Source organism: Rhodococcus sp. PBTS 1 (assembly GCF_001620025.1).
GTDB classification, from domain to species: domain Bacteria; phylum Actinomycetota; class Actinomycetes; order Mycobacteriales; family Mycobacteriaceae; genus Rhodococcoides; species Rhodococcoides kroppenstedtii.
Genome location: NZ_CP015219.1, coordinates 410864 through 422055, shown reverse-complemented (window position 1 = coordinate 422055; position 11192 = coordinate 410864). Strand labels below are relative to the sequence as shown.

12 protein-coding genes are annotated in these 11192 nt (G+C 71.0%); 2 read left to right on the top strand and 10 right to left on the bottom strand.

All coding sequences use genetic code 11. From position 1 onward, the window contains the following. The first annotated feature begins 28 nt into the window (after nucleotides 1–28). A complete protein-coding gene (locus A3Q40_RS02060; protein WP_069972887.1) occupies nucleotides 29–1027 on the top strand; it encodes an ABC transporter ATP-binding protein in 999 nt (332 codons plus the stop codon). Then, on the top strand, nucleotides 1024–1839 hold the full coding sequence (locus A3Q40_RS02055; RefSeq protein WP_068099579.1) for an ABC transporter permease: 816 nt from the start codon (nucleotides 1024–1026) through the stop codon (nucleotides 1837–1839). The genes A3Q40_RS02060 and A3Q40_RS02055 overlap by 4 nt, the downstream gene beginning before the upstream one ends. Nucleotides 1840–1947: 108 nt before the next feature. Here the strand turns inward: A3Q40_RS02055 and A3Q40_RS02050 are convergent, their stop codons facing one another. The 10 genes from A3Q40_RS02050 to mftA all read right to left on the bottom strand — a co-directional run bounded on the left by A3Q40_RS02050 (nucleotide 1948) and on the right by mftA (nucleotide 11173). Further along, nucleotides 1948–3204: a transcriptional regulator gene (locus tag A3Q40_RS02050; RefSeq protein ID WP_157889464.1), complete on the bottom strand. Its 1257-nt coding sequence runs from the start codon at nucleotides 3202–3204 to the stop codon at nucleotides 1948–1950. Nucleotides 3205–3265: 61 nt separating this feature from the next. Continuing rightward, nucleotides 3266–4714 (bottom strand): mycofactocin dehydrogenase MftG, encoded by a 1449-nt coding sequence (gene mftG, locus A3Q40_RS02045; RefSeq protein ID WP_068099577.1) that lies wholly within the window; start codon nucleotides 4712–4714, stop codon nucleotides 3266–3268. Between the two features lie 5 nt (nucleotides 4715–4719). Beyond that, the gene (gene mftF, locus A3Q40_RS02040; RefSeq protein WP_068099576.1) at nucleotides 4720–6126 is read right to left on the bottom strand and encodes a mycofactocin biosynthesis glycosyltransferase MftF; all 1407 of its coding nucleotides are present in this window, start codon (nucleotides 6124–6126) and stop codon (nucleotides 4720–4722) included. A 68-nt stretch (nucleotides 6127–6194) separates the two neighbouring features. Then, the gene (gene mftE, locus A3Q40_RS02035) at nucleotides 6195–6884 is read right to left on the bottom strand and encodes a mycofactocin biosynthesis peptidyl-dipeptidase MftE (RefSeq protein WP_068099575.1); all 690 of its coding nucleotides are present in this window, start codon (nucleotides 6882–6884) and stop codon (nucleotides 6195–6197) included. Then, nucleotides 6881–7633: a GTP pyrophosphokinase gene (locus A3Q40_RS02030; RefSeq protein WP_082833706.1), complete on the bottom strand. Its 753-nt coding sequence runs from the start codon at nucleotides 7631–7633 to the stop codon at nucleotides 6881–6883. The genes mftE and A3Q40_RS02030 overlap by 4 nt, the downstream gene beginning before the upstream one ends. Beyond that, complete coding sequence (locus A3Q40_RS02025) at nucleotides 7630–8148, bottom strand: GNAT family N-acetyltransferase (RefSeq protein WP_068099574.1); 519 nt, start codon at nucleotides 8146–8148, stop codon at nucleotides 7630–7632. Before A3Q40_RS02025 ends, A3Q40_RS02030 begins: the two co-directional genes overlap by 4 nt. A gap of 25 nt (nucleotides 8149–8173) precedes the next feature. Then, a complete protein-coding gene (gene mftD / locus A3Q40_RS02020; RefSeq protein WP_068099573.1) occupies nucleotides 8174–9409 on the bottom strand; it encodes a pre-mycofactocin synthase MftD in 1236 nt (411 codons plus the stop codon). After that, the gene (gene mftC / locus A3Q40_RS02015; protein ID WP_068099572.1) at nucleotides 9406–10725 is read right to left on the bottom strand and encodes a mycofactocin radical SAM maturase; all 1320 of its coding nucleotides are present in this window, start codon (nucleotides 10723–10725) and stop codon (nucleotides 9406–9408) included. The genes mftD and mftC overlap by 4 nt, the downstream gene beginning before the upstream one ends. Then, a complete protein-coding gene (gene mftB, locus A3Q40_RS02010) occupies nucleotides 10722–11063 on the bottom strand; it encodes a mycofactocin biosynthesis chaperone MftB (protein WP_068099571.1) in 342 nt (113 codons plus the stop codon). The genes mftC and mftB overlap by 4 nt, the downstream gene beginning before the upstream one ends. Next, nucleotides 11063–11173, bottom strand: coding sequence for a mycofactocin precursor MftA (gene mftA, locus A3Q40_RS02005; protein ID WP_068099570.1), 111 nt, complete (start codon nucleotides 11171–11173; stop codon nucleotides 11063–11065). Before mftA ends, mftB begins: the two co-directional genes overlap by 1 nt. Between the last annotated feature and the right edge of the window lie 19 nt (nucleotides 11174–11192).

The window sequence follows — 11192 nt, the reverse complement described above, 5'->3', positions numbered from 1 at the left end:
GCCGACGCGGCGGGCGAAGCATGAAGTCATGACTCCCACGCCGATCTCTCCCCCCGACGCCGTGGTCCACGCCGCCGGCCTCGACTTCCACTACGACGAGTACCACGCCGTGCGCGACGTGTCGTTGACCGTGCGCCGCGGCGAGATCTTCGCGCTGCTGGGCACCAACGGCGCGGGCAAGACGACGACGCTCGAGATCCTGCAGGGCTTCCGGGAGCGCTCCGGAGGCGACCTGACGGTGTTCGGCGTCGACCCCTTCCGCGACCCCGCGGAGATCCGCGCCCGCACCGGCGTGGTGCTCCAGGAGGCGGGACACTTCGGCGAGATCAGCGTGCGCGCCGAGCTCACCATGTGGTCCCGACTGTCGAGCCGCACCGATTCCGTCGACCGCGTGCTCGGCCTGGTCGACCTCACGCACCGCAGCGAGAACCGAGTGGACTCGCTCTCCGGCGGCGAGCGTCGACGGCTCGATCTGGCCATGGCCATCTGGGGCGCACCGGAACTCATCGTGCTCGACGAGCCGACCACCGGCCTCGACCCGGAATCCCGGCGCACGTTGTGGAGCCTCGTCCGCGACCTGCGCGACGCCGGCACCACCATCGTCCTCACGACGCACTACCTCGAGGAAGCCGAGGAGCTGGCCGACGTGGTGGCGATCATGCACCAGGGCGCGCTGGCCGTGCACGGCACGCTGGACGAGGTGCTCGCGACCCGTCCGTCGCGCATCCAGGTCGACGTCCGGCCCGTCGACGGCGAGCGCCTGATCGCCGCCGCCCCCGCCGGAGTCACCGCCGCGTGGAACGACGCGCGTCGGCCCGCCGACGCCGGTCTGCGTGCGCTGGAGGTGGTCTCGGACGATCAGCAGGCCGCATTGACGTGGCTGATCCGCACGGCCGACCACGAGCGCATGGTCCTCGGCCCCCTGCGGGCGAGCCCAGCGTCGCTCGACGAGGTCTTCCACCACGTCCGCAACTCGACCACCGACCCGGCAACCCCCGACCACAAGACGAGCGAGGTGTCCCGATGACCGCCACCGTCTCCACCCTCCCCACCACAGCGTCCTCGGGGCGCTCGCGTCGCCTGTCCGGCTGGACCCGCACGCGTCGGCAGATCGCGTTCGAGACGTCGATGGTCTTCCGGCAACGGAACACGTTGCTCGCGACGCTGCTCGCGCCGGTGTTCGTGCTCTTCTTCCCCATCGTGTCCCGGCCCGAGGACGCGACCGGATGGACCATGCTCATGGCGCCCATGACGGTGCTGGTGCTGGTGTTCTCGGTCTACATCAACGGCGCCACCATCGTCGCGGCCCGGCGAGAGTCGCAGCTGTTCAAGCGGTTACGCACCTCGGAGCTCACTCCGACGCAGTTGATCGTCTCGATGATGGTGCCGCTGGTGCTGCTCGGACTGGTGCAGGTGGGCATCGTCGTCGCGGGAGTCACCGTGCTCGGCGGCCCGTTGCCGGCCGATCCTGCTCTGGTCGCGGCGGCGGCCCTGGCGACGGCGCTGCTGTCGGTGACCGCCGGCGTCGCCGTCGGGTCGGTGTCCCCGAACAGCGAGCGCGTGCAGTACTCGGTGATGCCGCTGCTGCTGCTCGCGGCGATCGGGTCGAACCTCGTCGTCGCCCCGAACGTGGACCCGGGCCTGCGCAGCTACCTGCTCTTCGCGCCCTTCACCGGAGCGGTGGACCTGGTGGCTCGCGCCGGCGAATCCGTGCCGGTCCTCGCCGAGACCCCACTTCCCGTGCCGCCCATCGTGTTCGACCTCGGTATCACCGGTTTCTGGATCGTGGCGCTCGGTTTTCTCGCCTTCGTGACCTGGCGCTGGGAACCGCGCGGATGACACAGCGGTGGGAACCGCGCGGATGACACAGCGGTGGGAACCGCGCGGATGACACAGCGGTGGGAACCGCGCGGATGACACAGCGCTGGGAACCGCGGGGGTGACGGCTCAGACTCCGAGCAACCGCAAGCGCGCCTCGACCTGAGCGTGGAGCGCCGACGCCGGGTCGAGGGTGTGCAGGTACGCCTCCATCGCCCGGGCGTCGTCGCGTCCGTGCACGGAAGCCGTCCAGCGCGCGAGGAGCACCGGGTCTCCGCACCGCAGGAGCGCCGCCTGCATCCGCACCCGCAGCTCGTCGCGGATCTCCTCGATACCGGGGGCGTACGACGACGGGAGCACGGCACCGGTGTAGAGCCGCAGCGCGGTCTCGACGTCGCCGCGATCGAGGGCGGCGCGGACGTCCTCGACGTCGGAGGTCAGCGTCCCCACCAGTCGGTAGGGTCGCGAGGCGAGGCCGTCGGCCCCGAAAACCTTGCGCAGACGGGACATCTCGGCTCGGACGGTCACCGAGTCGAGATCGTTCTCGTCGAGCAGCACCGCAAGGTGGTCGGCGCCGAGGCCCTGCGGGTGGGTCTGCAGAAGCAACAGCATCTCGGCGTGGCGGCCGGACAGCGGGATCCGTTCCGCGCCGCGCACCAGGGTGGGGCGGGGCGTGCCGAGCACCTCGAGCCGCGGCCCGGCGGTGTCGAGGCGGGGTGTCTCGAGCAGACGCAGACGCAGTTCGGACTCGGCGGCGGCGACGGTGGCGCGCACCAACTGCAGTACCTCCGGCACCGCGACCCGCGGACCACCGGTGATGTCGATGGCGCCGAGGATGCGGCCGGTCAGCGGGTCGTGCACGGGGGCGGCGCTGCAACTCCAGTCCTGGACGGGCCGGGCGAAGTGTTCCGCCGCGAAGATCTGGACGCAGTGGTCGACGGCCAGGGCCGTGCCGGGGGCGTTGGTCCCCATCCGGCTCTCGCTCCAGTCGGTGCCCTCGGCGAAGTTCATCGCGTGGGCCCGGTCCTTGGCAACGGTGTCGCCCTCCACCCACAGCAGCCGGCCCGACGCGTCGGTGATGGCGACGAGTAGACCGGTGTCGGCCGCGTCCTCGACGAGGAGCTTGCGGACGACAGGACGGATGAGCGACATCGGATGCTCGGCGCGGTACCGCTCGAGCGACACGGCGTCCATGGCGTCGTCGGCGGCGCGATCCGGGTCGACGCCCATGGTGCGGCTGCGACGCCACGACTCCAGCACGACCGACCGCACCGAGCTGTCCGTCCCGGTAGGACGCTCGAGGAAGGTCTCGTGCGCGCGGGACACCGTCCGGGCCAGGGCGGTCGGGTCCTCGCCGGGGCGAACAGCGACCCACGGGTTGGTCACGTGCGCTCCTCTCCGGACCGGGATGTGTCCCCCCTACTGTAACTCAGCTCACAATGCCGATTCATCGCTCTCGTCGAACGGCAGCCGACCGGACGGCCTCGGCGACCAGCATCTCCGTCGCCCGATGAGCGGCCATGATCACCGTGGCGTGAGGCCCGCGCGTCGGGACCGCAGGGAACATCGACGCGTCCACCACGGCCAGTCCCGACACCCCCAACACCCGGCAGGACGAGTCGACGACCGCCAACGGGTCGTCGTCCGCTCCCATCCGCGCACTGCCGACGGTGTGCAGCGCGGCGCCCGGAGACAGGGGCGCATCGGGGGCGGTGGTCACGTGATCGACGACCTCGGCCATCTCCGGCCGACCGAGCAGATCGCGCGCCAGCGCCACCCCGTCGACAAGTGCACGCCGGTCGGCGTCGGCAACGGGATGGTCGACGCGCGGCGCGGCGAACGGGTCGGCGGAGAGCGGGACGACGGACCCGAGGGGCTCGGCGACCATCGCCGCCACCCCGATCACGGGATCACCGGGCGGAACTCCCTCAATCAGTCGGTCGAACGACGCCGAGTAGCAGCGTAATTCGACCAGGCCCGCTTCCAGTACCACCTCGAGCGGGGTGCGCCAGGTCTCGGCGACCCGACGCGGGCGATAGGCGACCGCCACCTCCGGGTGATCGCCGACCCCCACGCCCACTCCGGGCCGGTCGACGACGACGTCGACTCCGATAGCGCGCAGTGTCTCTCGCGGGCCGATGCCGGAGTGCATCAACAGGGCGGCGGTCCGCACCGTACCGGCGGCGAGGATCACGCGGTCCGCGCCAACCGCGAACTCGCCGTGCGCATCCCGACCCGACACCCCGACGACGCGACCCGCGACCACGTCCACCCGCGCCACCATCGCCTCGCCGCGCACCTCGACGATGCCGGCGACAGGTGCCAGGAACGCCTCCGCCGCGGACACCCGCCGACCACCGGCGACGTTCGACGGGACCGCGCCCACCCCGTCGCCGGCGTCGGTCGCGTTCAGGTCGTCGAGGTCCCGGTGACCGGCGGCCGTCGCGGCCCGACGGAACGCCTCCGCCACCGGGGCGACGACGGCACGCGAGACCGGCATCGGCCCGTCCGTTCCGTGCCCGGGGCGGTCGCCCAGGTCGAGGTCGGTCTCGATGCGGCGGAACCCCTCGGCGACGACGTCGGCCGACCACCGATCCTGCGGCCACCGCGCGAAGTCCGCGAGGGGGGCACGAACGAAGTACGCGCCGTTCACCGCACCGGACCCGCCGAGCACCCGGCCGCGAGTCCCGACGACGTCGCGAACGCCGTCCACCCGCGTCGTGATCGGGTCGACGTACAGCGACGACGGCCCGATCGGAAGACGCCGCGCGTCGGAGAGCATCGCGGTGGAACCGGGCCCCGCTTCGAGCAGCATCACCGACGCGCCGGCGCGGGCGAACCCCGCTGCGGCAACGCATCCCGCGCTTCCGCCGCCGACCACGACGACGTCCGGCACGCGAACTACCCGACGAGCTTGGGCATCAGAGGGCGGTGGTCTCGCTCGGTCACCGCGCCGAGCCAGAGTCCGGTGCCGTAGGCGACGTCGTCGAGACGCTTGTAGGTCACGTAGGACACCGGGCCCAGTCCCCCGGGCTCACGATGGGACGCCCAGTCGCGCAGACCCTCCGCGAGCGCGATCGCCACGGCGAGACGCCGGATGCGTCGGGAGAGAAGGATGGCGAGCAGGGTGATCGGCCAGTAGTGGCGCACCACTGCGGACGCCAGCTGCCAGGCGCCGCCGACGAATCCACGCGCCGCGAAGACCGCGGCCAGGCGGGTGGGGTGATCGAGATCGGCGAACACCCGTCGCAGCCGGCCGATGGTCACGGCCATGGTGATCACGGCGCCGAGCAGGCCGGTTCGGGTGCCCGTGGCCGTCATCAGCAATGCTGCGAGGGTGGGGACGGACATCACGACCGGGGGCACCTTGCCCTCGTGTCGAGCAGCCAGGGACACCGCACCCGTACCGTAGAAGAGCTTGCGCGCGAACCACTCTCGCAATGTCACGCGGTGATCGTGGGCCACCCGCGCCACCGGCTCGTACCGCAACCGCCACCCCGCGTCCTGCAGGCGCCAGCACAGATCGACGTCTTCGGCGACGTGCATGTCGGGATCGAATCCGCCGCACTCGTGCACGGCCCGTCGGCGCACCACGACGGCGGCGCTCGGCACGTAGGACACGGGACCACCGGCACGAACCGGTCCCTCCCGCCGGCCGAGGTCGAGCGAGGACCGGGCATGCTCGTAGCGAGCGAGCGCGCTGCCCTCCGGTTCGAGCGCGACGATGCGCGGCGCCACCAGCCCCACCGACGGGTCGGAGAAATGGCTCAGCACCACCTCGAGCCACCCCTTCCGGGGCACCACGTCGGAGTCGAGGAATGCCACGAAATCGGTGCCGGCCGCGCCCAGTCCCGTGTTGCGGGCCGCGGCCGGGCCGCGGGCCGACTCGTGCCGCACCACGGTGACCGACGGGGCGGCCGGATCGTCGCCGAACCCGGCGGGCACCTCGATCGGCACCGACGACCCGTCGTCGACCACGACGACGCGCAGTCCCCGCAGCGACTTCAGCAGCCGGTGGAGCCCGTCACGGTTGTCCTTGACCGGCACCACCACCGTGACGTCGGCGGCGGAGGGGACGGACATCGGGCGAGGATTGGCGACACCGGAGTCGAGCAGGCGACGGGCGACGACGGCGGAATCGGGATCGCTCACCCGCAGGAATCCGTCGCCGATCATCGCCGCGGCCTCGGGTGCCAACGTGACCATGCGCGGCGGCGATCCGCCGATCAGAACGCGACCACCGGACAGCGAGCGCACCCTCGGGTCGATCCGGACGCCGAATCCGTCGGGTAGTCGACCGTCACGCATCGGGTCATCGTAAGCAACCGGATCGGGATTTGTCATAGCTCCCTCGACATCGGGAGCCGTGATCGGAATCAGCGCAGCACGGCGCGGTCGTCGGGTGTCCACCGATCGACGGACACTCGGAAGCGGTGCCGCAGATCGGTGAGAAGGCGCTCACCCTCCGCGGCGTTCGCGCCCGTCGGATCGCCCAGGACACCGGTGGGCGAGACACCCGCCACCCCCTCGACTCTCAAGCGGTCCATGAGGTTCGACACCGGATCCGTCACCCCCGCTTCGGCCGCGTCGACCCGGACCGACCGGGGATCGAGATGCAGGAGCAGCGAGGTCTCGGTCCGACCGGCGTGCGCGTCGGCGCCCGGGACCGCGCACTGAAACCACGCGGCGTCGCGCCCCTCGTGGCGCAGCAGTGTCACGGCGTCGCGCAGCGCGCTGCCGTTGCCGCCGTGGCCGTTCACGAACACCACCCGCTCGGCCCACCGGAACGCCGACCGTCCGTACTCGACCACGAGGGAGGTGAGCACGTCGAGTCCGATCGACACCGTGCCCCGAAACCCTTCGTGCTCTCCGCTGGCGCCGTAGGTGATCGCGGGGGCCACGAGACCGCCTCCCACCGTCTCGGTGACGGCCTCGGCGACCGCCGCCGCGATGCGGGTGTCGGTGTCGAGCGGCAGGTGCGGCCCGTGCTGTTCCACCGATCCGACGGGCACCGCGACGGTTCCGCCGGGCACGTCCGTCCAGACCCGCTCGCCGAGCGAGGTCACCGCCCGCCGTCCCCGAGCAGCGATCGGAGAAAGACGCCCTCGAGGGCTCCGACGTCCACGATGTCCGTCCGCGGCGTCCGCTCGGCGTCGAGCGCCGTCACCTCCGTGTGCAGACGCTCCATGGTGACGTCCAGGCGGTACGCGGCGATGGCGGCGTCGCGCAGCTCGGTCCGCAGTCGAGTCGGGACCTCGCCGTCGTACTTGTAGAAGATCTTGTGCTCCAGGCTGGCCCAGAAGTCCATCGCCATGGTGCGGATCTGCACCTCGACCGGGACCCGCTGCACGCGGTCGGACAGCGAGACCGGAATCTCCACCGTGAGGTGAAGACTGCGGTAGCCGTTGGGTTTCGGGTTCGCGATGTAGTCCTCGTAGTCGACCACCCGCACGTCGTCCCGCCCGACGAGCATGTCCTTCACGGTGTAGGTGTCGGCGACGAAGCTGCAGTTGATGCGCACGCCGGCGATGTCGACGATGTTCTCGCGGACTCCGTCGAAGGTCAGCGGGACGTTCTTGCGCACGGCCTTCTGCACCAACGATTCCGGCGTCTTCAGCCGGGACGAGACGTGCTCGATGGGGTTGTAACTGTGCAGGTGGGCGAACTCGTCGCGGAGGATGTTGATCTTGGTCAGCAACTCGTCGAGCCCGAAGCGGTACGACATCATGAAGCGGGTGAAGGCATCCCGGAGTTCACGCGGGTCGGCGGGCAGGGCCGCGTCGGGTCGTGGGTCCTCCTGCCCCTGCTCCGTCATGCCTGCGGCTCTGTCATGCCGGGCCGCTCCGCGTCCAGCGGCTTGCTCATCCGGACGGCCGCGACGTCGTACCCCAGCGACTCGTACAGTCGCCGCGCCGCCGTGTTGAAGCCGAAGACGTTCAGGCCCAACGACGTTGCTCCGTGCTCGCGCACCAGGTCCTCGGCGAGCTCCATGGCACGTCGACCGAACCCGCGGCCGCGGTACTCCTCGGCGATCTCGACGTTCCACACCCACCACTCGTCGGTGCGTCCGATGCTCTGCGGCCCGACCCACAGCGACCCGACGACGGCCTGGTCCCACACGACGTCGCGCACCAGGTGGTCGGGGGCGGGTTCGCCGTGTGCGAACCACGCGGCATAGGTCTGCTCGGCCTCGTCCGTGGCGCGGTCCACCGGTTCGCCCGCTCTGATGCGGTCGGCGCGGTAGTCCGCCTTGCCCGCCTCGATCCAGGCAGGCAGGCGATCCGCGTCCATGGGGGCGAGGCGGACGACGGGCCCGGTGCGATCGGTCACCGGCCCATCGTCTCACCCCGCCCCGCTAAGGCATCGCGACGGCGGTCAGGGTTCGCGCCGGATCGACACCGAGGGTGCGCGTGAACCCGTCCGGGACGACGACGTCGGCCGGCGACAGATCGTGGACCGACGCCTTGCCGAGTCCGAGCAGGGTCGAGTCCATACCCATGCGCAGCACGTCGAGGACGTTCTCGACGCCGGCCTGCCCGCCCGCGGCGAGACCCCACAGGTAGGCGCGCCCGATCATCACCGCGCGCGCACCGAGCGCGACGGCCTTGACGACGTCGCTGCCTCGCCGGATCCCGCCGTCGAGCAGCACCTCGATCTCGTCGCCGACGGCCTCGGCGATCGCGGGCAGCATCCTGATCGCGGCCGGCGTGCCGTCGAGATTGTTGCCACCGTGGTTGGACACCGAGATCGCGGAGAACCCGGCGTCCACGGCACGTTGCGCGTCGTCGACGCGGGAGATGCCCTTGAGCACGAACGGCCCGTCCCACTGACGTCGCAACCAGGCGATGTCCTCCCACGTCGGCGGCGGCGTCTGCTGCCACATACCGTAGGCGCCGAAGAACGTCGGCGTCTGCGGCGCACCCGGCGGAACGATGTTGGGCGTCGTCAGATCGGGGATGCGGCCGCTGCGTGCGAAATCGAGCAACCACGCCGGGCGACGCAAACCCTCGGGCGCGAACTTCACCATCGCGGCGAGGTTCATCCGCTCCGGAATCGCGGGGCTGCCCCAGTCCCGACCGTAGGAGAAGGACCAGTCCAGCGTCAGGATCACCCCGACGGCGCCGGCGGCGCGGGCACGATCGAGGCGCGCGACCATGTCGGCGCGACTGCCCAACCAGTAGACCTGGAACAACGTCTGACCGTGGACGGCGGTAACGTCCTCGATCGGCTTCGAGGCGAACGACGACAGTCCCATGGGAACGCCGCGAGCCGCGGCGGCGCGGGCGACGGCCACCTCGCCGTCCGGGTGCACCGCCTGCACCCCCGTCGGCGAGATGATCACCGGCATCGAGAGCTGTTGTCCCAGAACCGTGGTCGCGAGATCACGGGTCGCGGCGTGGTCCGCGACGCGGGGGGCGAAGCCCAACTCGCCGAACGCGCTCTGGTTGTCGTCGTACGACGTGCCACGTTCGGACCCGGCGATCAGCGCCGAGTAGACCGACGGGGGCAACCGCTTCTTCGCCCGCCGCTGGGCCTCGGCCACGGTCTCCATCCACTCGGGCCGAGCCCAGGGAGATCGGATTCGCTTCATCGGGAACGCTCCTCTCGCGACAGCCCCGCGAGGGGGTTCTCGTCGCACAGTGTTGTCGGCGGCCGGCCTCCGGCCGTCCCGAGGGCGGGGGCGCCGTCCCGACGCGTCAACAGCGTCAGCGGGACGGAGGCTCGGGGGGTCGATCGCTTCCCGCTGCGGGAATGGTCGACGGACGACTTCGGTATCTCGCCGCGATCGGCGGCGAGCGCGGATTCGCCGTAGCCCTGCACGCATTCTGGATCCGGGCCGTCGAGCGGGAGCCCGGTGAAGAACTTCGCCGCCATGCACCCGCCGCGGCACGCGTCGAAGTGGGCGCAGGAGCTGCACGCGCCACCGGTCTGCGGGGATCGCAGGTCCCGGAACAGCGCGGAGTTCTGCCAGACGGCCTGGAAGCCGCCGAGGGTGTCGGTGGCGTCGCGCAGGACGTTGCCGGCGAGGAACTGCTCGTGGATGGCGAACGGGCAGGCGTAGACGTCGCCGATCGGGTCGATCAGGCACACCACTCTGCCTGCGCCGCACAGGTTCAGGCCCGGCAGGGCGCCGCCGAACGCGGACAGGTGGAAGAACGAGTCCCCGGTGAGCACGCCCTCCCCGTTGGCGACCAGCCAGTCGTAGAGTTCGCGTTGCTGCGCCGCGGTGGGATGCAGGTCGTCCCAGACGTCGGCGCCGCGGCCCGACGGGCGCAGGCGAGTGATCCGCAGGGTGGCGTCGTACGTGTCGGCGAGGGCCTTGAAGTCGTCGAGCTGGGCGACGTTGTGGCGGGTGACGACGACGGAGATCTTCGCGTCCCGGAAGCCCGCGTCCTTGAGATTGCGCAGTGCCCGGACCGCCATGTCGAACGAGCCCGGCCCGCGGACCGCGTCGTTGACCTCGGCGGTGGCGCCGTCGAGCGAGATCTGGACGTCGACGTAGTCGGACGCGGCAAGGCGCGCGGCGACGGTCTCGTCGATCCGCACGCCGTTGGTGGAGAACTTCACGCCCACCTGGTGGTCGGTGGCGTAGTCGACGAGTTCCCAGAAGTCGGAGCGGACGGTGGGTTCGCCGCCGCCGATGTTGACGTAGAAGACCTGCATGCGCTGCAACTCGTCGATGACGGCCTTGCACTGCTCCGTCGACAGTTCGCGCGGATCGCGCCGGCCGGAGGACGACAGGCAGTGCACGCACGAGAGGTTGCAGGCGTAGGTCAGCTCCCACGTCAGGCAGATGGGGGCATCGAGTCCCAGTTCGAACCGGTCGATCAGTCGGCCCACGGGTTTCGGGGCTGACGGGGCTGTCGGCGTCGCCAGGGCGACACGGTCCGGCAGGGTGGCGGTCATGCGAGGTCCTCCTTCGGTGAGACCTGAAGCACCGAGTCCTGCTGCGCCGGAACGATCATCGACGACTCGGCGAGCGCGGTCAGAGCGTGTAGATACTGCGGAACGGCGTCGTCCGGCACCGCCGCCGCGGACAGTGCCGACCTCACGTCGGGGTGCTCGGGCAGTGACCGCACGACCGCCAGCACGCCGCGGGTCTTGAGGAAGGACAGCCGCCGGGTGCCGAAGTGGTACAGCAGCGCCCCGAACGGCTCCGGGCGCACGGCCACCTGAGGGGCAAGTTGCCACCGACCTGTCAGCAGACTCCCTGCGGGAGCCGTCGGGGACGCTGCGGCGGTCATCAGTACACGCCGCACATGCCGTCGATGGACACGTCCTCGACCAGCGACTCCTGGACCAACGGACGGGCGGTGTCGTCCTCGGTGGTGGCGACGGTGTTCTTCTCGGTCATGGGACTTCCTCTCGGACGG